The 21,613-nt window shown below is 68.1% G+C and carries 15 protein-coding genes; 9 read left to right on the top strand and 6 right to left on the bottom strand.

What is annotated here, in order from left to right; all coding sequences use genetic code 11:
- Positions 1 to 164: 164 nt before the first annotated feature.
- Together AC1RRV_RS12510 and AC1RRV_RS12505 are read right to left on the bottom strand one after the other, a co-directional pair.
- A complete protein-coding gene (locus AC1RRV_RS12510; RefSeq protein ID WP_492859962.1) occupies positions 165 to 1,418 on the bottom strand; it encodes a gallate dioxygenase in 1,254 nt (417 codons plus the stop codon).
- Between the two features lie 9 nt (positions 1,419 to 1,427).
- Entirely contained in the window at positions 1,428 to 3,245 is a 1,818-nt protein-coding gene (locus tag AC1RRV_RS12505) for a tannase/feruloyl esterase family alpha/beta hydrolase (RefSeq protein ID WP_492859961.1), read from the bottom strand.
- Between the two features lie 356 nt (positions 3,246 to 3,601).
- On the opposite strand from AC1RRV_RS12505, the gene AC1RRV_RS12500 reads away from it, so the two are divergent.
- From AC1RRV_RS12500 to AC1RRV_RS12480, 5 genes are all read left to right on the top strand, one after another.
- Positions 3,602 to 4,288, top strand: a complete 687-nt coding sequence (locus AC1RRV_RS12500) for a 4-carboxy-4-hydroxy-2-oxoadipate aldolase/oxaloacetate decarboxylase (RefSeq protein ID WP_492859960.1) — start codon at positions 3,602 to 3,604, stop codon at positions 4,286 to 4,288.
- Between the two features lie 2 nt (positions 4,289 to 4,290).
- Positions 4,291 to 5,382 carry a 4-oxalomesaconate tautomerase gene (locus tag AC1RRV_RS12495; protein ID WP_492859959.1) on the top strand — a complete coding sequence of 364 codons (1,092 nt, stop codon included), beginning with the start codon at positions 4,291 to 4,293 and terminating at the stop codon, positions 5,380 to 5,382.
- Positions 5,379 to 6,275: an NAD(P)-dependent oxidoreductase gene (locus tag AC1RRV_RS12490; protein ID WP_492859958.1), complete on the top strand. Its 897-nt coding sequence runs from the start codon at positions 5,379 to 5,381 to the stop codon at positions 6,273 to 6,275. The genes AC1RRV_RS12495 and AC1RRV_RS12490 overlap by 4 nt, the downstream gene beginning before the upstream one ends.
- Complete coding sequence (locus AC1RRV_RS12485) at positions 6,275 to 7,228, top strand: LysR substrate-binding domain-containing protein (protein WP_492859957.1); 954 nt, start codon at positions 6,275 to 6,277, stop codon at positions 7,226 to 7,228. Before AC1RRV_RS12490 ends, AC1RRV_RS12485 begins: the two co-directional genes overlap by 1 nt.
- Positions 7,229 to 7,340: 112 nt before the next feature.
- Positions 7,341 to 8,366 carry an amidohydrolase family protein gene (locus tag AC1RRV_RS12480; protein WP_492859956.1) on the top strand — a complete coding sequence of 342 codons (1,026 nt, stop codon included), beginning with the start codon at positions 7,341 to 7,343 and terminating at the stop codon, positions 8,364 to 8,366.
- A gap of 109 nt (positions 8,367 to 8,475) precedes the next feature.
- Here the strand turns inward: AC1RRV_RS12480 and AC1RRV_RS12475 are convergent, their stop codons facing one another.
- The gene (locus tag AC1RRV_RS12475) at positions 8,476 to 9,468 is read right to left on the bottom strand and encodes an AraC family transcriptional regulator (protein WP_492859955.1); all 993 of its coding nucleotides are present in this window, start codon (positions 9,466 to 9,468) and stop codon (positions 8,476 to 8,478) included.
- 135 nt (positions 9,469 to 9,603) lie between these two features.
- On the opposite strand from AC1RRV_RS12475, the gene AC1RRV_RS12470 reads away from it, so the two are divergent.
- The 3 genes from AC1RRV_RS12470 to AC1RRV_RS12460 are packed head-to-tail and all read left to right on the top strand — an operon-like array spanning position 9,604 to position 13,126.
- Positions 9,604 to 10,383 (top strand): enoyl-CoA hydratase/isomerase family protein, encoded by a 780-nt coding sequence (locus tag AC1RRV_RS12470; protein ID WP_492859954.1) that lies wholly within the window; start codon positions 9,604 to 9,606, stop codon positions 10,381 to 10,383.
- Positions 10,384 to 10,386: 3 nt separating this feature from the next.
- Complete coding sequence (locus tag AC1RRV_RS12465; protein ID WP_492859953.1) at positions 10,387 to 11,661, top strand: CaiB/BaiF CoA transferase family protein; 1,275 nt, start codon at positions 10,387 to 10,389, stop codon at positions 11,659 to 11,661.
- Positions 11,662 to 11,665: 4 nt separating this feature from the next.
- Positions 11,666 to 13,126 (top strand): aldehyde dehydrogenase family protein, encoded by a 1,461-nt coding sequence (locus tag AC1RRV_RS12460; RefSeq protein WP_492859952.1) that lies wholly within the window; start codon positions 11,666 to 11,668, stop codon positions 13,124 to 13,126.
- Positions 13,127 to 13,416: 290 nt separating this feature from the next.
- Here the strand turns inward: AC1RRV_RS12460 and AC1RRV_RS12455 are convergent, their stop codons facing one another.
- The 3 genes from AC1RRV_RS12455 to AC1RRV_RS12445 are packed head-to-tail and all read right to left on the bottom strand — an operon-like array spanning position 13,417 to position 19,600.
- The gene (locus AC1RRV_RS12455; RefSeq protein ID WP_492859951.1) at positions 13,417 to 14,532 is read right to left on the bottom strand and encodes an endo-1,4-beta-xylanase; all 1,116 of its coding nucleotides are present in this window, start codon (positions 14,530 to 14,532) and stop codon (positions 13,417 to 13,419) included.
- Complete coding sequence (locus AC1RRV_RS12450) at positions 14,532 to 16,388, bottom strand: glycoside hydrolase family 2 protein (protein WP_492859950.1); 1,857 nt, start codon at positions 16,386 to 16,388, stop codon at positions 14,532 to 14,534. The genes AC1RRV_RS12455 and AC1RRV_RS12450 overlap by 1 nt, the downstream gene beginning before the upstream one ends.
- A 26-nt stretch (positions 16,389 to 16,414) precedes the next feature.
- Entirely contained in the window at positions 16,415 to 19,600 is a 3,186-nt protein-coding gene (locus AC1RRV_RS12445; RefSeq protein ID WP_492859949.1) for a TonB-dependent receptor, read from the bottom strand.
- Positions 19,601 to 20,307: 707 nt separating this feature from the next.
- Between AC1RRV_RS12445 and AC1RRV_RS12440 the strand changes: the two genes are divergently transcribed.
- Complete coding sequence (locus AC1RRV_RS12440; protein WP_492859948.1) at positions 20,308 to 21,579, top strand: M28 family metallopeptidase; 1,272 nt, start codon at positions 20,308 to 20,310, stop codon at positions 21,577 to 21,579.
- Positions 21,580 to 21,613 lie beyond the last annotated feature (34 nt).

The following is a 21,613-nucleotide window of genomic DNA, read 5'->3' as shown; positions in this document are numbered from 1 at the left end:
GATCATGCGAGACGGCGGCCGTCTTGTTGATCGCCCTGGAGGAGCGTCGTTGGACCGCTTCGAAAAGCTCTCGTTGAGCCCTGCTTGGCTAGCAGGCGGGGAAAGCGGGACCGGTATAGATAAAAAGGCCGACCTATAACCGGATGTAATCGCCTTGCGCGCGGCTAGGTTCGCGCGACCGAATAGGTGATCTTGGCGTTTCGCGTCGCCAGGAAGTCGTCGAGCGTCATGCCCTTCATGGCCGCATAGATCTGCGGATTGGAAACGCCGACGACGGCGCCCAGCTTCTCGAGGACGAAGAAGATGGCGCCGTAATGGATCAGGCCGCGCCAATCGCGCTCTCGGATTAACCGCCGTTCCTCGTCGCTAAGCTCGGCGGCTTCGAACGCCGCTTCGGGATCTGACAGGAACGCCTCGCGCGCGGCGGGCGCGACCAACCCTTGCAGGAAGCGGTTGATGCGATAGGCCTTGGCGCTGGTCTCCAAGGTGAACGGATAGGTGCCCTCCAGGGCTTCGGCGCCCGCCAGCTGCCGTCCGGCCTCCAGGCGCACCTCGCCGGCTTCCGGTTCGGGCGTGTCCTGGCCCTCGTCCTCGTACAGCACCGTGGCGATCGCGGTCATGGACGGCAGGTAGTAGGTGCGATGTCGGCAGGCGATGTCCTTGGACAACGCCCCCCGCATGATCAGCCACATGATGATCTCGGCGCTCTCGAACCCGCCCAGCCGCGCGTAGTCGGCGTGGGTGAGGTCGGCGAGGCGATCGGGATCTGCGGCCAGGAGGTCGAGGAATTCCTCGTCCCAGGCGGTGTTGTTGAAGCCGGCCCGCTCGCCATGGACCTGGTGGGAAAGGCCGCCGGTGGCGACCACCACGACGCGCGCGTCCTCCGGCCATGCGTCGATCGCCTTGCGCAGCGCCTTGCCCAGGTTCAGGCAGCGCCGAGCCGAAGGCGCGGGAAACTGCAGCACGCCGCATTGCAACGGCACGATCGGGATCGGCCAGGTCTCGCCCGGCGGGGTCAGCAGCGACAGGGGCGACAGGCAGCCGTGGTCCAGCGCCTTGTGCTGGAAGACCGACAGGTCGAAGTCCTGGGCCATGATCGCCCGGGTCAGCCAACGGGCCAGCGGCGCATGGCCCGGCACCGGCGGCAGATCGCGCGGCCCGCCGCCCTCGTCGGCGACCTCGTAGCTGTCTCCGACCCCCAAGGCGAACGCCGAATAGTGGTCGAACGAGAAGGCGGTGACGTGGTCGTTGTAGATCATCACCAGCGCGTCGGGCTTCTTCTCCGCCAGCCAGTCCTTCAGCGGCGCGAAGGCCTCGAAGATCGGCGCCCAGACGGGATCGCGCGAGAGGTCGCGGTCACGGGCGTAGCCGATGGTAGGCGTATGGGAGACCCCGATCGCGCCGATGAGCTTGGCCATGGATCGTCCTTACGGCTTGGCGGTCGGCTTGCAGGTCAGGCCGGCGCCGTCGACCACGCAGTCATTGTGGAAGCGCGGCGTCAGCCAGGCGCCGGCATAGGCGTCTCGCGAGGCCGGTTCGGAGGCGGGCGTTTTGGCCACGAAGTTCTCCGGGGCGTCGATCGAACCTGAGCCCGTGTAGCTGGCGACCTGCGGATAGGCGAAAATCGGGCGCACGCGGCTTGGGGTCAAGGGCGGCAGATCAGCCATCGGCGGTCCGCCGCGGCCCGCGCCGGGCGGCCCCATGGCGCGAACGTCGGCGCCGGCCGGCGGCGGACCAAAGTCCCGCGCCTCGACCTTGCCGGCGAGGATTTGGCTGGGGGCCTGGCCCGCTTCCACCCAGGCCATCAGCGGGGTGATCACGTCGAACTGCGACAGGCCATCGCCGCCAAAGCAGTGATAGAGCCCCGGGAACAGGAAGAGACGCATCGTCTTGTCGGCGGCGCCCTGCCCCATCTGGCTCACGACGGCGTTGCGGTAGGCGATGGTTCCGAGCGGCGAGATGTGCGGGTCCGACCAGCCGTGCCAGATGATCAGCTTGCCGCCCTTGGCCGCGAACGGCGAGAGGTCGGTCTCGGTGGCGTCGTAGAGCTTATGGGCCCATTGCAGCGCCTGGAACTGCTCGCCGGTGAACTTGAAATCGCTCGCCATGCTGTAGGCTGCCGACGGATTGGTCGGCGCCATCAGGTATTTCAGCGGCTGTTCGGCCATGTTGTAGCTATTGGGACGATCATCGACAGAGCGCGGCACGAAGACGCCGGCCCACGACATTTCCGAGCCGACCTGGGGCTGGCCGAAGGTGAAGTGGCGGCCCTTGTCGTCGACCGGGCCGTCGTAGAGCTTACGCGCTGTGGCGACCTCGGCGGCGGTCAGGCAGCTGTCCGTCGACTGACCCTCCTTGCATTGGGCCACGACAGGATCGAAGCGGCAGGCGCGCGGATCGCTGATCTGGCCGTCCTTCAGGCCATCGACCGCGTCGCACGAGGCAAGGGCCGCGGCGTGCAGGATCGGCAGGCGCGAGGCGATCAGAACCGACTTGCCGTCGGCGCCCGTGTTCGAGGCCGCCTGCCAGGCGTGGTAGAAGGTATTCTGGGTGGTGAAGAACATGGCCGGCGCGCCAGCGGTGACGCCGTCGAAGTCGCCAGGAAAGCGCTGAGCCTCCATCAGCGCCTCGCGCCCGCCGTCCGAACAGCCGGAAAAATACGAGAACTTCGGCGCCTGGCCGTAGAACTTGGCGATCAGCGCCTTGGAGGCGACCGCGGTCAGATGGACGCCGCGATAGGCGAAGTCGACCCGGGCCTGCGGATCGGCGCCGAACGTCCCGTCGCCCATGGCCGCCATGCCGCCCTTGCCTTCATGGCCCATGTCGGTCGAGGCCAGGGCGATGGCGCCGTCCTTGATCGGCGTGCAGCCGTCGGCATGTTCGGTGCGGATGTTGAGGACGCCGCAGAGCCCGCCGCAGCCGACCTGAAGGTAGCGCTGGGTCCAGCCGTTGACCGGCAGGCGCAGCTCGAACCGGATCTTCGGCGCGATCACGCCCTGGACGGCGCAGAACGCCTTGTCGCCCCCGCCGGCCAGCTTGGCTGACGTGATCGTGGTCTTGGCCCCGACCTCGGCGCTGACGTCGGCGCTGGCCAGGGCCTCGCATGTCGCGGCGGGTTTCAGCGCTTCGAGCGCGGCCAGACCGGGCGACTGGGCCTGGACCTGGTTGCAAGCACCGAACGCCAGCAACGCGACCGAAGCCGCCAGACGCCCCGCGCCTTGAAGAACCCTGCTCGAAAATCGCATGGACGCCACCAGATCCTCCCGCCTGTTTCGGCTTTCGAACCCATGGCGTTATCAAGGCCGGGGGGCCAAGCGGGTATAACAAATCCGAACGGGCTATAACGGACCGTCCGTCGCTGGCGGCCAAACGCCAATGACCTCCGATTTGGTTATACCTCTCTCCCAAAATGCATACGTGGCTGCCCCAGTGCGATGTTAGCCAGATCCGACCTCGGCCTGTCCGGCGCGCCGCTCGCGCCTGGATCGCCGCAAGGAGACACTCTGGGAGGGGCCTGACCCATGATCATCCGTGCGCTCGACGCCCAACTCGCGCCGCTTGGATCGATACCCGCTCCCCTGAGCTTTCAGGAGGCAGAGCATTGAACAAGGTCGTCCAGAATCCTCCCCGCGCCGCGGCCACGGCCGTCGAAGGTCTTGGCGCCTTCGGCGTGGCGTCGGTGCATGAAGCCCAAGGACGGACCGGCCTGTTGTCCCCAAGGCTGCGCCCGATCTGGCCCGGCGCCCACATCGCCGGAACGGCGGTCACGGTCTCGGTTCCGCCGGCCGACAACTGGATGCTGCATGTCGCCGTCGAGCAGTGCCAGCCGGGTGACATCCTCGTGGTCGCCCCGACCTCGGGCTGCGACGCCGGATATTTCGGCGACCTGCTGGCCACTTCGCTTATGGCGCGCGGCGTGCGGGGCCTGGTGATCGACGCCGGCGTGCGCGACGTGGCCGCGCTGAGGGAGATGGGTTTTCCTGTCTGGTCCAGCGCCGTCTCGGCCCAAGGCACGGTCAAGGCCACCCTGGGCAGTGTCAACGTGCCGATCGTCTGCGGCGGGGCCCTCGTCCGACCGGGCGATGTGATCGTGGCCGACGACGACGGCGTCGTCGTGGTCGAACGGCAGGCCGCGGATGTCGTCCGCGCCGCCTCGGCCGCTCGCGAAGCCAATGAGGCCGGCAAGCGCGCCCAGTTGGCATCCGGCGTGCTGGGCCTTGATCTCTACAAGATGCGCGGATCGCTCGAGGCGGCCGGCCTTGTCTATGTCGACGGCCAGGACGCCTGAGGATGCAGACCGCTATCCCTTGCCTGGTGCTGCGAGGCGGGACGTCCAAGGGCCTCTATTTCCGCGCCGAGGACCTGCCCGCCGACAGGGACCTGCGCGACCGCGTGTTGTTGGCGGCGATGGGTTCGCCCGACGCGCGCCAGATCGATGGCATGGGCGGGGCTGACTCCTTGACCAGCAAGGTGGCGATCCTCTCGCCGCCGTCGCGTCCAGACGCCGACATTGACTACCTGTTCCTGCAGGTCTCGGTGGCCGAGGCGCTGGTCTCCGACCGCCAGAACTGCGGCAACCTTCTGGCGGGCGTAGGGCCCTATGCCCTTGAGACTGGGATGGTCGCCGGCGCCGAAGGACACACCGACGTTCGCATCTTCATGCGAAACACCGACGGCCTGGCCACGGCCCGGATCCAGACCCCCGGCGGACGCGTGAGCTATGACGGCGATTGCCGCATCGACGGCGTCCCCGGCTCAGCCGCACCCATTCCCATTACCTTCGCCGACGTCGCCGGGTCGACCTGCGGCGCCCTGCTGCCAACCGGCCATGTCGTCGACGTCATCGAGGGCGTTGAGGTCACCTGCATCGACAACGGCATGCCCGTTGTCATCGTCCGCGCCGCCGACCTTGGGGTGCGCGGGGACGAAGATCCGGCCGGGCTGGAGGCGAACGCCGAACTGCGCGCCAAGGTCGAGGCCATCCGCCTCGAAGCCGGCCGGCGGATGAACCTGGGCGATGTCACCGCCACCACCGTGCCCAAGGTCACCCTGGTCTCGCCGCCGACGGCCGGCGGCGCGCTGTCCACGCGAAGCTTCATTCCCCATACGGTGCACAAGGCCATCGGGGTGTTCGGCGCGGTCAGCGTCGCCACGGCGGCCTGCCTCGAGGGATCGGTGGCCGCCAGCGTCGCCGTCCGCCCCCTGGCGCCCCCATCCGCCCCCTTGGCGATCTCGGTCGAACATCCGACCGGCGAGTTCACCACCCTCCTCACCCTGTCCCCAGACGGCGAGGTGGTTTCGGCGGCCTTGCTGCGGACGGCGCGGCTTTTGATGGCCGGCCAGGTGTTCGTACCGACCTCGGTATGGGATGGTCGCGGATGAGCCCGCGCCTGACCCTGATCGGCTACGGCGAGGTCGGCCAGGTCCTCCTCGCCGATCTCGCGGCCCAGGGCGTCGACGACATCCTGGTGCATGACCGGCTGTTCGCCGACCCACGCTCGCCGCCTTCCCTGGCGGCCGCCGAGTCCGGGGCGCGCACCGTCGCCGACCTGGCCCAGGCCTGCATCGACCGCGACCTGGTGATCAGCGCGGTTACCGCCGCAGAGGCCCTCAACGTCGCCCGCGCGGCCACGCCGCACCTGGGCCGAGCCTTCCTCCTCGATCTCAACTCGGTGTCGCCCCAGACACGCCAGGTCCAGGCCCAGGTGTTGGGCGCCGGGTCAGGCCGCTATGTCGAGGGGGCGGTCATGGCGCCGATCGCGCCCAAGCGCCTGAAGACGCCGATCCTGCTCGGGGGGCCGGACGCCGCCGACATCGCGCCGCTGTTGAGCCAGCTCGGCTTTTCCGCCCAGGCCGCTAGCGACACGATCGGGCGGGTCTCCGCCGTCAAGCTGTCGCGCAGCATCTTCGTCAAGGGGTTGGAAGCGATCGTCACCGAAAGCCTCGCCAGCGCTCGCCATTATGGCGTCGAGGACGAGGTGCTGGCCTCGCTGGGCAACACCATCCCCCATCCCGATTGGCCCGGGCTTGCGCGCTACCTGCTGTCGCGGCCCTTGGTGCATGGTCGACGTCGCAGCGAGGAAATGGTCGAGGCGGCCAAGATGCTGACCGCCGCCGGCCTTGACGCCTCGATGACCTCCGCCATGGTCGAGGTTCATGCGCGCCAGGGCGGACTGGGGCTCGCGGAGATGGCCGAGACGACGCAGGATCTGGTCGATCTGCTAGACGCCGTCGCCGACCGTGTTCGCGCGCCTTCAGACCGGAAGGACGGCTAGTGCAACGCTATCTGCAGCAGCGCTTGAAGTTCCGGCACCTGCGGGTGATCGACGCCATCGTCACGCACGAAAGCATTCTGCAGGCGGCCAAGGCGCTGGGTCTCTCGCAGCCGGCCCTGACCAAGAGCCTGCAGGAAGTCGAGGAGATCGTCGGCGCGCGCCTCTTCGACCGCCACGCGCGCGGGGCCGATCCCACGCCCTTCGGCCTGACGGTCGCGGCCTCGGCGCGACGTCTGCTCGCCGAGATCGGCCGGCTGGAGGACGAGCTCGACAGGCTGGACGGCGGCGACGGGGGTCCGGTGGTGGTCGGCGCCCTGCCCGTCGCGGCGGCCGGCGTGCTCCCCGGCGCCCTTGCGCGCCTGAAGATCGCCCGCCCGGACATCGAGGTGCGGGTCACCCAAGGTCGCACCGAAGAGCTGATCTCGCTGCTGACCCTGCGCGAGATCGACCTGATCATCGGCCAGCTCTATCCGATCGAAGAGGACGACGGCCTGGTGCGTACGCCCTTCTATTCCGAGCCGATCTCGGTGCTGGCGCGCAGTGACCACCCGTTGTTCGCACAAGGGCTGAACGCGACGCGCGCGCTGGCCGACTACTCGCTCGTCCTGCCGACCGTGTCCCAGCGCGTCGGGCGCGAGATCGATGTCCTGCTCGGCGAACTGGGAGTCTCGCCCCGCCAGCCGTTGCGATCGAGCTCCGCGGCGATGATCCGCGAAATTCTCTACGCCACCGACAGCATCGCGGTGATGCCGCACATGCTGCTGGCCGGCGATCTGTTGCGCGGCGCGATGCGTCTGTTGCCGCTCGAGGCCGAGGCGCGCGCGCGGCCGGCAGGCCTTATCCGCCGAGGCGACACGCCTCTGCTCCGCAACGCCCAGGCCTTCGTCGACGCCGCCCGCGGCTATGTCGGCGAGATCGAGAACCGCCTGGCGCAGCAGCCCGCGAAGCCCTGAGCGGGACCTATAACCGAACCGCATAGCCCTTCCGGTCATCCGATACGACAGCGGCCCTTCAAGGCGGCATTTTGCGCCATCGGCTGTTCATGCCGCCCAAGGATATCGCTTCATGAGCCTCGTTATCGACTGCCACGGCCACTACACGACAGCGCCGGAGGCACACAGCGCCTGGCGCGAGGCCCAGGTGCGCGCCTTCGAGGCCAAGGCGTCGCCGCCGCCCTATCCCGATATTTCCGACGACCAGATCCGGGACTCAGTCGAGGCCAACCAGCTGCGGCTGATCCGCGAGCGCGGCGCCGACATGACTATCTTCAGCCCCCGCGCCTCGACCATGGCCCATCACGTCGGCGATGAGGCCGTCAGCCGCGCCTGGTCCGAGCGCTGCAACGACCTGATCAAGCGGGTGGTCGATCTCTATCCGGAGACCTTCGCGGGCGTGTGCATGCTGCCCCAGTCGCCCGACGCGGGGCTCGCCGGCTCGATCGCCGAACTGGAACGGTGCGTAAGCCAACTGGGCTTCATCGGCTGCAACCTCAATCCCGACCCCGGCGGCGGCCACTTCCGTCACCCGCCCCTGACGAACCGCTACTGGTATCCGCTCTATGAGAAGATGAGCGAGCTGGACGTGCCGGCCATGATCCATGTGTCGGGATCCTGCAACCACGCGCTCCACGCCACCGGCGCCTACTACATCGCCGCCGACACCATCGCCTTTATGCAGCTGATCGAAGGCGACCTCTTCGCCGACTTCCCGAACCTGAGGTTCATCATCCCGCACGGCGGCGGCGCGGTTCCCTACCACTGGGGCCGCTATCGGGGCCTGGCCGACATGCTCAAGAAGCCCGGGCTCGACACCCACCTGATGAACAACGTCTTCTTCGACACCTGCGTCTATCACCAGCCCGGCGTGAAGCTTCTGGCCGAAGTCATCGAGAGCAAGAACATCCTGTTCGGCTCGGAGATGGTCGGCGCCGTACGCGGGATCGACCCGATGACCGGTTTCCACTTCGACGACACCAAGCGCTATGTCGACGCGCTCGACATCCCCGAGGACGACCGGCATGCGATCTTCGAAGGCAACGCCCGCCGCGTCTTTCCCCGCCTGGATGCGATCCTGAAGGCGCGCGGCTTGTAGCTCCGCGCATTGGCGCATGCGAAAGCCCGATTTGCGCCAGGTGCGGACTCCGCGATCGCGCCAGAGACACGACCTTCAAAGCGGCGCTGCAAACACGATGATCGGCACGCTAGCCGCCGGCAGCGTCGCCGCGAGGACCTTCGGCAAGTGCGCGACAAGCCGCCCCACGCCACTGACTGGGCGTGAGATGCCTCCAGCGGCGGAAGGCTTTGCGGAAATTGGCCTCGTCGCCGAAGCCGCAGCGTTCGGCGATGTCGCCCACGCCCAGGCGCGTGTTTTCGAGATACTCGCAAGCGAGCGTGGCCCGGGTCTGGTCGAGGAGGTCCTGGAAGCCGGCGCCTTCATCGTCCAGGCGGCGAAACAGCGTGCGACGCGATAGGCCAAGGGCGCTCGCCGCCTCGCCGGCCGTGCAGCGCCGACCGCTGTTGCCGAGGAAGTAGCTGCGCAGTTCGCGCAGCAGCGGGGTTTCTCCGCTGTCCCCGGCGATCACCGCTTCGCAAAACTCCTGACAGATGTTGGCGGTGAGCGAGCTGGCGTTGGGGCATGGCCGTTCGAGCACGCCGGCGTCGAAACGCCATTCCATCGTGTCGGCCTCGAATTCCAACGGACAGCCGAAAAGGTCGGCATAGGCGCGCCAGTGCCGAGGCCTCGAGTAGGGAAAGCGCATCCGGTTCGAGGGGAAGCGGTCTTCAAGAATCTCGCCCATCAGGGTCGCCATCGAGGCGCGCCAGAACTCGGCCGCGAACGGCAGCAGGCTGCCCAGCGCGCGAGGATTGTCGCTCTGCAGGAGCCCGTGTTCGCCTTCGCGCCGGAAGGTGATCCGCAACACCGCGCCGGCGAGTTCAAGGTGCTGGCGGCCGAAGGCGAAGGCGTCGCCGAAGGTCGGGCTGGTGGCCAGCGCGAAGCCATAGACGCCGAAGTGATGCACACGCTGGCGCGCGCCGGCCCTCAGCGCGGTGAGCGGATCAGGCGCCAGCTCATGGGCCGCGCGCAGCACGGCTAGCCGCTGCGCCTGGGTAAGGCTTCCGCCCAGCACGCGCAGCCCCGCCCGGCGCCTCAGGCTCTCGGCGCCCACGCCTTGCGCTTCGAGCTCGTCGATCAACGCCCGGAGCCCGTGTCCGATCGCGGAATCGAGTGATGGGCGCCCTGGCATCATATCACCTGCTCCGTGACACGAATTCACCTGCCCAGGCAAGGCCATCCGTCGCAAGAACGTCCGAGAACACGGAGAGCCAGCATGTCCGCAGCCATCGGCGTCAAAGTCTCGCACGAAGGGCCGGTCGCCGTCCTTTCGATGGAGCTGGCCCCGCACAACCTCATCGGACTCGACCTGATGGCGGGAATCCGCGCCGGCCTCGCCGCCGCAACGCACGCGGGATCCAGAGCCGTGCTGCTGAAGAGCGGCCTCAGGAACTTCTCGGCGGGGGCCGACACCTCCCTGTTGGCCGAGGCGCTGGGAGAGGCGGGCAGGCTCCCCACGTCCCCACTCGCCTTCCTGCGCGAGCTTGAATCCTTCCCCCTGCCCATCGTCGCGGCCGTGCAAGGGGTCTGCGTCGGCGGCGGGCTGGAACTCGCGCTGGCCTGCGATTTCATCATCGCCGCGCGGTCGGCCAAGATCGGCTCGGTCGAGGCGACGGTCGGGCTCAGTCCGCTGATGGGCGCGATCCAGCGCCAGGTCCAGCGCGCCGGGATCGTCCGGGCCAAGGAAATGGCGATGCTCGGCCGCCGCTACGACGCCGAGACGATGGAGACGTGGAACATCATCAACCGCGTGGTCGACGACGAGAAGCTTGAGGACGCGGCGATGGTCGTCGCGCTGGAACTGGCGAACGGGCCGACGCTGGCGCACCGCATCACCAAGCAGATCGCCAACCTCGCCGCCGACCAGGGTGTCGAGGCGGCGGACGCGGTGATGGAGGAGTTGCAGCTGCCGCTGTGGGCCTCGGAAGACCTCAGGATCGGGCTTGAGAGCCTGATGAAACAGGGCCCCGGCCTGGCCGTGTTCAAGGGACGCTGAGCCATGAGCGCGCCTCTCGATGGAGTGAAGGTCGTCGACTTCTCGCGCGTGCTGGCGGGGCCCCTGTGCGGCCGCACCTTGCAGGATCTCGGCGCCCAGGTGACCAAGATCGAGCCGCCGCGCGGCGACGTTTCGCGGCTTGCCGCGCCGATGAACCCCAATGGCGTGACCGGCTATTACGCCCAGCAGAATGCGGGCAAGCGCAACATCTCCATCGACCTCAACAAGGCCGAAGCCAGGGAGATCGCCTGGCGGCTAGTGGAGCAGGCGGACATCCTGGTCGAGAATTTTCGGCCCGGCACGCTCGCCGCGTTCGGCTTCGACTATGAGAGCGTGAAGCTGCGCAATCCGCGCCTGATCTATGTCTCGATCTCGGGCTACGGTCAGGGCGGCCCATGGCGCGGGCGCATGGCCTATGCGCCGACCGTCCAGGCCGAGACCGGCTTCACCCACCATATGCTGCGCCACTTCGGCGCCAACCTGACGGCGCCGCGGACCGACGCGCTGAGCCACGCGGACGTCTATGCCGGCCTGCAGGCGACGATCGCCGTGCTGGCCGCGCTCCACCAGCGCGAACGCACCGGCGAGGGTCAACACATCGACGTCGCGATGGCGGCGACGCTGCTTTCGGTGAACGAGCATTCCCACATGGACCTCAACGGCCTCGATCCCGGCGACGAACCGGCGATCCTGGGGGCGACCGACGGCTCGTTCTTCACCGGACCGAACGGCGAGCAATTCCTCACCGCGATGAGCCCGGTCAATGCGATCACGTTCAACTGGTTCGCGGCGGCGATGCGCCGGCCCGACCTGCTCGACGATCCGCGCTTCGCCACGTCGGCGCTGCGCCGCGCCAATCGCGAGGCGTTGGAGGCGGTGGTCCAGGCGTGGATCTGGACCTTCCCCGACATGGCGACGCTCGACGCCCAGTTCGACGAGGCCAAGATCGCGATCGGCGAGGTTCGCGGCGCGGCGCATCTGGCCGACAGCGCGTGGGCCGACTATTGGGGCGCGACCCATCGCGTGCCCGACCGACAGGGCGGTGAGTTCCGGCTGCCCGGCCGCCCCTGGAAGTTCTCCGGCGGCGACCTGCCCCTGCCCGGCGCCCCGTCCGAACAGGGCGAGCAGAACGAGGAGGTCTGCCGCGAGTTGGGCTACGCCGAGGACGACATCGCCCGGATGCGCGAGAGCCGCGCCCTGGTCGGCAATTTCACCGCGCAGATGATCGCCATGGTCGGCGCCCAGAGGGCCGCCAAGGCCGCGAAAACGGCGGGATGACGCGATGAACAGACTCGTTGAAACGCTGGCGGCGCAGAAGGCCGCGTCGCGCGCCGCGCCGCGCCGCGCGGGCGAGCGCATCTCGAAGCTCAAGGCGCTGCGCCGGCAGTTGGTGCGCTACCAGGACGTGTTCGCCGACGCCGCCAGCGCCGATTTCGGCGGACGCCCGCACTTCGAGAGCCGGTTGATCGAGGTGATCGGCGCGATCTGGGTGCTCGACCACGCCCGGCGCAATCTCCGGCGCTGGATGAAGCCCGAAAGCCGCATGCCGCAACTACTGTTCGCCGGGCCGAACACGCTCAAGGTCACCTACCAGCCCAAGGGCGTGGTCGGGATCGTCGCGCCTTGGAACATGCCCCTGTACCTGTCCGTCGGGCCGCTCATCACCGCCCTGGCGGCCGGCAACCGGGCGATGATCCGACTGCCTGAGGAAACGCCGCGCGCCAATGCGGTGATCAAGCGGCTGCTGGGCGAGGTCTTTGGCGAGGACGAGGTCGCGGTCTTCTCCGACGATGTCGCCGACCCGGCGGATTTCACCGCCCGGCCTTTCGACCACCTGGTCTTTACCGGCAGTCCACGCGTCGGCCGGCTGGTGATGGAAGCGGCGGCGAAAAACCTTGTGCCGGTGACGCTGGAACTGGGCGGCAAGTCCCCCGCGATCGTCGCCGAGGACTATTCGATCGCCGACGCCGCGCTGCGCGTCACCCACGGCAAGGTCGTCCTGTCGGGCCAGGTCTGCGTCGCGCCGGACTATGCGCTCGTCCCCGAAGCCGAGGTCGGACGTTTCGTGGCCGAGGTGAAGCGCGCCTTCACCCGGTTCTATCCGGACAGCGACCAGGGCCGTCCCGAATATTGCAGCATGGTGGATGATCGCCAGGCCGCGCGGATCAGGGCGCTGCTCGACGACGCGAAGGCCAAGGGCGCTGTGGTCCTGCCTTGCGCCCCATGGACCGGCGGCAGTCGCATCCCGCTCCATGTCGTGACCGGGATCACCCCGGCCATGCGGATCGCCGAGGAGGAGGTGTTCGGCCCGATCCTGCCGGTGATCGGCTATCGCACGCTCGACGAGGCGATCGCCTATGTGGCGGACAGGCCGGACCCGTTGGCGCTCTACCTGTTCAGCGGGCGGCGCGCGGTGGCCGACAAGGTGCTGGGCGAAACCCGCTCGGGCGGGGTCACGATCAACGACTGGGGCTGGCACGTGGTCAACGCCGCGGCGCCCTTTGGCGGGGTCGGCAATTCAGGGTTCGGCGGCTATCACGGCGTCGAGGGCTTCCGCGAGCTCTCCAAGGCCCGGCCGGTGTTCCGCCGCCACCCGATCTTCCCGACCCAGCTGATGCATCCGCCGATCAATACGGGTCCGAGCGGCTTGTTCCAGCGGGTGGCGATGAACTTCTATTCGGGCAAGGGCGATCCCGCGCTGGGCGGCACGCCCTATGGCGAACCGATGGCGGGCCAGGACTGAGCGGAAGTTCAGATGCTCCAGCTGTCGCGGAGCGACTGAGGGGGCTCCTGCGGCATATGCCCCGCTTCCCCCCCCCGGCCCTCTGGGCCACCTCCCCCAAAAAGGGGGAGGACCTCATGTGTCCGCCCCTCCCCGGCCATTCCATTGGTCCGCATAGTCGGCTGAGACGCGCCAATTGCGGACGCTGCGCCAGCCGCCATGCTCGAACCTTCACCGCGCGAAGCAGCAAAGCTGGCCCACAAGGCGGCGATCCGCAGCGGAATGGAGCGAGCCTAGCGGATCGACGAAGCCTAGGCCGCCGATCGCGGAGGCGCCGCCGAGAACGCCTCCACCAGCGCCGTCCGTAGCGGCTTGGGCTTGAAGTCGTCGTCGTACAGGCAACCGCGCTTGTGCTGGCCGTCAGCGCGCGGCCGGAAACTGTCGAGCCAGCTGAAGCGGTCCGAGAGTCCCCAGGTCACGAAGGTCGTGGTCTGCGGATAGGACAGGACGATCTCGGTCCAGGCCTTGCCGTAGGCTGCCACCTGCTTGTCGCGCTCGGCCGCGTCGCCGGCGATATCGCGGTCGTCGACGTCGAACTCGGTGACCAGCAGCTTGTAGCCCAAGCCTGTCACGGCATCGAGAAAGACCCGCCAGTCGCGCTCGCGCCGCTGCGCCGAGCCCTTGTCGGCCGGCGCGGTGATGTGGGCCTGGATCCCCAGGGCGTCGACGGGGATGTCGCCCTTGCGCAGCGACTCCAGCAGGCGCAGCACGCCCAGACGGTGCTTCTCGGAGCCCGTGCCCCAGTCCATGTAATCGTTATAGACCAGCTGGGCCTGGGGCGCGGCCTCGCGGGCGAGTTGGAACGACAGGGCGATGAGGCGGCCAAGGCCCCCAGATGCTTGCGCCAGGACGCTCTCGCGCATGCCGCCGGTATTGGGGTCGATCGCCTCGTTGACGACGTCGAAGCTGCTGACGCGCTTGGCGTAGCGCTTGGCCACCGTGGCGACGTGGCGGCCGACGATGCGATCGCACGCCTCGATGGGCTTCTGGCCAAAGTCGTAGGTCTTGACCCAATCGGGCAGCCGATCCTGGCGGGGCCACAGCAGGGTGTGGCCCCGGAGGTCCTTGCCGGCCTTTCCCGCCCAGGCCGCGTAGCGGTCGGCTTCCTCGAACGTGAACCGGTCAGGACCGGGGCTGAGCGCCGGCCACTTCATGGCGTTCTCGGGCGTGATGACGGCGCACTCGCGCTCGACCAGGGCCCGATAGTCGGCGTTGGCGAAGCCCCTCGCGCCGACGGCGGTCCCGAAGCGCAGGCCACACCGCGCCGCGGCGGCGGCCAGGGTGTCACCCTCGGCCGCTCGGGCCGCGCCCACCGGGACGAAGGCGGTGGCCGCGCCCAGCATCACCTTGCGTCGATCGACCTGCATCACTTGCTGTCCTTCTGGGCGTCCTTCCGGGCATGGTCGGCATAGAAGTCGGCCAGCACGTCGAACGCCAACTTGCGCTGGCCCGTTTCGGAGACAAGGCCCTTGCGGTTCCAGCCCTGTTGATACGGGTTCTGGCGGCGCGGCGAGCGGAAGTCCTTGAGGATCCAGGGCGAGACGCCACGCAGGGTCGGGATCTTGGCCGCCATCGCCAGGGTCGCCCGATAGTAGTCGCGCTGGAATTCCTCGGAAAACTTCTGAGGACCCGGTCGCTCGTCATGGAAGCCGGCCTTGGCATCGGCCCCGAATTCCGAGAACAGCAGCGGCTTGTCGACCGGCACGCGCCATTGGATCGAGGGCACCACCGACAGCCGGTCGGCGGTGTACCAGCCATTGTAGGTGTTGATGCCCATCACATCGAGCGAGGCCGCGAGCGGATCGTTCATGGTCATGACCGGCATACCGCCCTCCTCGCTCCGCTCGGTCAGTAGCGCCGCGCCGACCAGACGGCTGTCGTCGAGCGATCGAACGTCGGCGGCGAGGGTCTGAAGGAAGGCGTTGCGAGCGGGCGAATTGGGGGTCTCGTTGGCGATGCTCCAGATCGCGATCGAGGCGCGGTTGCGGTCACGCACGATGTTCTCGGCCAGCATCTTGCGGGCGGCGGTCAGGGTGGCCGGATTGGGCCAGTCGATCAGCCAGTAGACGGGGATCTCGCTCCACACCAGCAGCCCCAATTCGTCGGCCATGCGGGTGGTCACTTCCGAGTGCGGATAGTGGGCCAGCCGCACGAAGTTGGCGTGGAGCCCCTGCTTGGCCTCGGTCAGCAGGGCGCGGGCGGCGGCCGGGGTGATGGTCCGCGACGGGGCGGCGCCGAACTCCTCCTCGTGCAGGCTGATGCCGCGCAGGAACAGCGGCTTGCCGTTGAGCAGGATTTCGCTGCCCTTGGCCTGGATCGTGCGGAAGCCGACACGGTCGCGCCAGTGGTCGTCGCCCGCGTCGATCGCGACGTCGTAGAGCTGGGGCCGCTCCGGCGACCAGCGCACCAAGGCCTTCGGCGCGGCGACGCTGGCTTGCCACCGGCCGGTCGCATCGGTCACGCCGGACAGGGTCACGCCCAGGGCCGAGGCCCGAAGGGTCACCGTTCGCCCGGCCGCTTGCGGACCATTCAGCCGGACATCGACCAGGATCCGGTTGTCGGCGCCCAGGCGCACCCAGGCGTCGTCGACAAAGGTCTCGGGCGTGGCGATCAGGCGGATATCGCGGGTGATCCCGCCATAGTTCTCCCAGTCGGTGACGGGCGGCGGCACGCTGGACGCGCTGGCGGCCGAATCCACCGCCACGGTCACCTGGTTCTCGCCGGCGCGGAGGCGCTGGGTGACCTCGAAGGCGAACGGCGTGAAGCCGCCCTCGTGCTCGCCGACGAACGCGCCGTTGAGATAGACCCGAGCCTTGTAGTTGGCGGCGCCGAACCGCAGGAATTGGCGCTGGCCGGCCTCGATCTTGGCCGTGAACTTGCGCTGGTACCAGACCAGGCCCTGATAGTGGCGCATCTCGGCCGAGTGGGTCAGCCAGCTGCCCGGCAGGGTCGTCAGCGGCGCGGCCTGCATGTTGTACTCGAACGGTCCGCCGCCCTCGCGCATCGCCGCATCGACGTCGGTCTCGGCATAGCGCCGCTCGCTGGCGTTGGCCGGCTGGCCGTGGAAGTCCGTCACGCCCGAGCGATAGGGATCGATCGAATAGCGCCACAGGCCAGATAGGCTTTCGCCCGGGCGCAGGTCGGCCGCGACCAGCGCGGGAGCCTCCTTGGCGCGCGCCGACGGCGAGACGAACACCGCGGCGGCCACAAGGGCCGCCGCCATCCACCAGGACTTCATATCCGCTACCCCTAGCCGCCGAACCGGGCGCGCAACGACACGGTCAGGCGCCGGTCGGCCACGAACCATGAGCGCGGCGCTGTCACCAGGCTGTTGTTGATGACCTGCGAGGTGCGCGTCGTCTCGGCCGTCAGGTTGTAGCCCTGCACGCCCAGGCGAACGTTCGGCGAGACGGTGACGAAGACGGAGGCGTCCAGCTGGCCGGTCGCTTCCGAGAAGATCGGCGCGAACGGCACGATCACGTCACGCGTCGTCAGCAGGAACTTCGAACGCCAGGAATAGGCGGCGCGCAGTTCGACGCGGCCCTTCTGGTAGAAGGGCTGGATGTTGAAGGTGTGCTTGGACAGGCCCTGCAACGGCAGCTTGCTGGTGTCGACGGTGGCCACGGTGCCCGCCGCGACGTCGGGGTCGGTGCTGCTGAGCGTGCTCTGCCGCACGCCGTCCGCCTGGACATAGGTGTAGTTGGCGGTCAGGCCCAGGCCCGACAGCGCCCCCGGCAGGAAGTCGTAGGCCTGGGAGTAGCCGACCTCGAAGCCGCGCACCTTGCCGGTGTCCTTGGAGTTCAGCGGCGTGGTGACGATGCCGTCGAAGCTGACGCCGTTGTTGGTGAAGGTCAGGCGCTCGGTGCCGTTGGTGACAACGCCCTTCAGGTCCTTCGCGAACATGGCCAGCGACACCTGCCCGACCTTGGAGAAGTAGTACTCGGCGGTCAGGTCCAGGTTGGTCGCCGTCACCGGCTTCAGGTGCGGGTTGCCGACGTTAAACACGGCGACGGGCTTGCCGTTGGTGATGATCGCCTGGTCGGCTGTGTTCAGGACCACGCTGTAGTAGGCCCGGGTGAGGCCGAACTCGGGCAGCGAGATCGACCGGTTCAGGGCGGCGCGGAACAGCAGCCCGCCGCCGACATTCAGCTTCGCATTGAACGACGGCAGCCAGTAGTCGTAGTCCAGCTTGGTGGTGATCGGCGTCATCGCGCCATTGGCGAACTTGTTGGCGTCCGGCACGAAGGCGCAGAACAGCGAGGTCGGCTGGGTGCAGGTGTAGACCCGCGACGGATAGGCATAGTAGCCCGAGGCCTCGCGGGTGGTCTTGGTGTAGCGCAGGCCGGCATTGCCGCTCAGCGACCAGCCATTGCTGAGCACGCCGCTGAAGCGGGCGACGGCGTAGGCGGCGTTGACCTTCTCCTCGACCGGATTGATCTCGCTGGGCAGGTAGTCCGTCCCCGCGATGACCCCGCAGCGCTGCGCCAGCGGGACCCAGTTCTGCGGGCAGCCGTTGAGCAGGCGGGCGCGCCATTCGTCGCCGATCTGCAGCAGGGTCGAGCCCAGGGCCGCATAGTCGCGCAGCTTGTCAGCGGGGAAGTAGAGACGGCCGGCGCCGGCCGGGCTGTCCACGCGACCGCGCAGGAAGTTGTCGAACAGGAAGCCTTCCTGCGGCCCGACCGGACCGCCGAGACGCGCGGGATCGGTCCCGACATTGTCGGGCTTGCCGTTGATCGGGTCATCGAACCAGACGGGCCCGGCGCCGGCATAGATGTCGCTGAGCACACCGTAGTTATAGGCCGAGAAGCGGGCGGTGTTCTTGCGGTCGGCCCAGCGGTAGCCGACGTCGACCGACTTCAGCCAGCCATCGGGCGCGGTGTAGCGCAGGTCCAGGCGCGCGGCGTCCTCGTCGCCGGTGCTGTTCTCGACGTGGTCCATCGCCGCGCCGTAGAAGCTGTTGTACGGGCTCAGATAGCTGTCGTTCGGGGCCGCCAGATAGGTCGGGCGGAAGGTGATGCCGGGACACGCGGCCGCGGTCGTGCAGGGCTCCACCGGCAGGAACTTCACCGTCGGCAGGTCGCCGCCGTTCAGCTGCAGCACGGTGTTCTGATAGGTCACCGCGCGCACGCTCATGTCGTAGACATCGACCTTAGAGCGGACGTGCTGGTAGTCGGCCGTCAGCGCCAGACGGTCGTTGATCTCGTATTTGAGGTTGGCTCCGAAATCGTCGGTCACCAGGTGGCGGTCGACATAGCGGACGGTGTTGTTGCTCTTCATGCCGGCCAGCGGCACCCGGGCGCGGGAGTTGTACTGGTCGTCGCGATAGCCGACCGGCACCGTCAGGGTCCCGCTGGTGAAGACGCCATCGTCGTCGAAGGTCAGGCTTGTCCCCGTCAAGGCGCGGGCGTCACCGGCCGAGGTGACGTTGTCGGTGGCGATCTCGGCGGTGTGCTCGTCGGACTTCTCCCGCGCGTCGGAGCGCAGGAACTGCGCCGTCGCCGTCGCGCGGCCGTCCAGGCTCTTCCATTGCAGCGCGCCGGCGTAGCCGTACCGCAGACGGTCATACTCTTGGGTCCGCTGACCACCGCCGCGCGGCACCCAGACCTGCCGGGCGCCCGCGGTGGTCGGGGCGACGAGATTGCCGGAGGCGTCCAGGCCCCGCAGGCCGAAATTGGCGATCTGGATGCCATCGGCGCGCGAGTGCAGCTCGGAGCGCACGAGGCTGACCATGGCGCCGATCTCGCCGATGCCCGTCATCGTCCGGTCGCTGGCCAGCAGCGAGACGTTGGGCGAGCTGCGCTTGGCGAAATCGCTGTTGTTCAGCTCGACCGTCGCGGCCAACAGGCGGCGCTTGGCGTCGAACGGAGTGCGGGTGCGCAGATTGACCGTGCCCGAGATGCCGCCTTCGATCATGTCGGCGCTGGGGCTCTTATAGACGTCGACACCCGACAGCAGCTCGGCCGGCACGTCGGCGAAGCTGAGGCCCCGGCCGTTGTTGGCGGTGAAGGTGTCGCGGCCGTTCAGCTGGCTGCGCGTATAGGTCAGGCCGCGCACGACGACGCCGCTGCCTTCGACCGAGAAGCGGTCCGGATTGTTGCCGGCGGTGAAGCGCGTGATCGAGACGCCGGGGATGCGCTGGATGGCTTCCGTCACCGAGCGGTCGGGCAGCGCGCCGATGTCCTGGGCCGAGACGCTGTCGACGACGACGTCGGCGTCGCGCTTGAGATCGCGAGCGCTCTGGATGCTGGCGCGCAGCCCCGTGACGACGACCTCGCTGACGATCTCCGGCTCGCTCGTCTGCGGCGCCGGCGTTGCGGCGGCCTGAGCAATGGCTTGCGGCGCCCCCAGCAGGACGCCGAGCACGATCATCGAGGCGCTCAGTTGGAGGCGCGGTTTGCGGACAGCCTCAAGGCGGTTCTTCGTCGACACGGACATCTTGTCTCCCCCTGCATCTTCGGCGGCTAACCCGCCGTTTTGTTCAAAGTCACCTGGCCAGTTTAGCTTGACCGGTGGCAGTACGGCGCCCTTCGCACGCTGCGCGCAGCGAACGCCGTTCACCCAAAAAATGTCCCGGAAAGTTACCGGTAACCGGAGAAACGTCGCATTACGACGCCCCGATGAGCACGGAAATAGCCACACAGCTGGCAGCGCTGTCAAAGCGAAATTCGCGAAGTCCCCTGGCCAATTTTGAAATCCGAGGAAAAACAGGGCGTTGCCCCATAAAATGTCCTGGCCACTTTGGCCGAGAGCGACTACTGGGCGACCAATTCGCACCACCAGTGGCCTTGAGGACCGGTAACCCGACTGTCGCGCCAAAGCCGCGCATCGACATCTGACGCAAGTCGCGTCTCGCATTGTCAGAGCGAAATTTGGGCGTGGTCAGCGCGATCCAGGGCGCCCTTGGCTTGGGGCCACCACCTTCCTGGCGCCAGGACGGCATCGAGCGTGTGCCTGTCGACGATCAGGACGTAGGATCGCCTCGCCTAGCAAGCACAGGTTACCATTCCAGGTGCGTCGCAGTTGACGCCGCTGGTAGCGTGACGCCGGCGCCGAGTTGATGTTCTTTGGACGATCAGACCGGTTCAGCAGAAAACGAAAGGGATGTCGTGCGATTGTCGTCTTTGGTCCTCGCAGCGTTGTTGTTGCCTACGGCCGCCTCCGCCCAGACCACGCCTGATCCGACCCGGCTCAAGGCCGACGTCGCCAAGCTGGTGAGTTTCGGGACGCGGCACACGCTGTCCGACCCCGATCACCCGACGCGCGGGATCGGCGCGGCGCGGCGCTGGTATGCGGAAGAGATGAAGCGGATCGGCGCGCGCTGTGGTGACTGTCTCCAGGTCTCCACCGTCGAGCGCGTGTTCACGAATGACCGCGCGCCCAAGGGGGTGAACGTGGTGGACGTCCTGGCCATCCAGCCCGGTCGCGATCCGAACCGTGTGGTGATCGTGCAGGGCCACATCGACAGCCGCGTGACGGACGTCATGAACTTCACCAGCGACGCGCCTGGCGCGAACGACGACGCTTCGGGCGTGGCGCTCGTGCTGGAAGCCGCGCGGCTGCTGTCGGGCAAGAAGTTCGACGCCACGATCGTCTACGCGGCGCTCTCGGGCGAGGAACAAGGGCTGCTGGGCGGAACTCTGTTGGCCGAGACGGCGAAGGAACGGGGTTGGACGGTCACCGCCGTGCTGAACAACGACATCGTCGGCAATACGGTGGGCCAGAACGGCGCGCGCGTCGCCGATCGGGTGCGGGTGTTCTCCGAGGGCATCCGGGCAATCGAAGGCGCCCCTGAACAGCTGGTTCGCCGCGGCAACGGCGGCGAGGACGACGGTCCCAGCCGCGCGCTCGCCAAGGCCATCGACCATGTGGCGCAAGGTATTCCAGGCGGCCTGGACGTGTTCGTGGACAGGCGGCCCGACCGCTTCGGCCGTGGTGGCGACCATGAGCCCTTCCTCAGGCTGGGCTATCCCGCGATCCGCTTCTCGGTGGGTATCGAGAACTACAATCAGCAGCACCAAGACCTGCGCACCGCGAACGGAGTCGAGTATGGCGACACGGTCGACAAGATGGACTTCCCGTACCTGGCCAAGGTGACGGCGATCAACGTGGCGACCATCGCGCGCCTGGCGGCCGCGCCGGCCGCGCCCGAGCAGGTGTTGCTGCGGGGCGCCTTGGGCAGCGACACGACCGTCTCCTGGACCGCCGTGCCCGGCGCGACGGGCTACCGGGTCCACTGGCGCCGTAACGACAGGCAGGACTGGACCGACCATCGCGACATTCCGGCCGGCGCGACGGAGACCACGCTCAAGGACGTGAACGTCGACGACACCTTCTTCGGCGTGTCCGCGCTGTCGTCCAGCGGCGCCGACAGCATCGTCACCTTCGGCGGACGCGCGCCGCGCCCCACGCGCTAGCAAGTCCCCGGATAGAAAAAAGATTGAACCCGCG

The sequence above is a fragment of the Caulobacter sp. GW821-FHT11E10 genome, assembly GCF_058808375.1.
Note: the sequence above shows the minus strand (reverse complement) of the source record. Positions and strands in the feature narration are given on the sequence as shown.

Coding starts and splice junctions, on each gene's coding strand:
- AC1RRV_RS12510 (WP_492859962.1), bottom strand. CDS start 1,418: ATGGCCAAGCTCATCGGCGCGATCGGGGTCTCCCATACGCCTACCATC.
- AC1RRV_RS12505 (WP_492859961.1), bottom strand. CDS start 3,245: ATGCGATTTTCGAGCAGGGTTCTTCAAGGCGCGGGGCGTCTGGCGGCT.
- AC1RRV_RS12495 (WP_492859959.1), top strand. CDS start 4,291: ATGCAGACCGCTATCCCTTGCCTGGTGCTGCGAGGCGGGACGTCCAAG.
- AC1RRV_RS12490 (WP_492859958.1), top strand. CDS start 5,379: ATGAGCCCGCGCCTGACCCTGATCGGCTACGGCGAGGTCGGCCAGGTC.
- AC1RRV_RS12480 (WP_492859956.1), top strand. CDS start 7,341: ATGAGCCTCGTTATCGACTGCCACGGCCACTACACGACAGCGCCGGAG.
- AC1RRV_RS12470 (WP_492859954.1), top strand. CDS start 9,604: ATGTCCGCAGCCATCGGCGTCAAAGTCTCGCACGAAGGGCCGGTCGCC.
- AC1RRV_RS12465 (WP_492859953.1), top strand. CDS start 10,387: ATGAGCGCGCCTCTCGATGGAGTGAAGGTCGTCGACTTCTCGCGCGTG.
- AC1RRV_RS12460 (WP_492859952.1), top strand. CDS start 11,666: ATGAACAGACTCGTTGAAACGCTGGCGGCGCAGAAGGCCGCGTCGCGC.
- AC1RRV_RS12455 (WP_492859951.1), bottom strand. CDS start 14,532: ATGCAGGTCGATCGACGCAAGGTGATGCTGGGCGCGGCCACCGCCTTC.
- AC1RRV_RS12450 (WP_492859950.1), bottom strand. CDS start 16,388: ATGGCGGCGGCCCTTGTGGCCGCCGCGGTGTTCGTCTCGCCGTCGGCG.
- AC1RRV_RS12445 (WP_492859949.1), bottom strand. CDS start 19,600: ATGTCCGTGTCGACGAAGAACCGCCTTGAGGCTGTCCGCAAACCGCGC.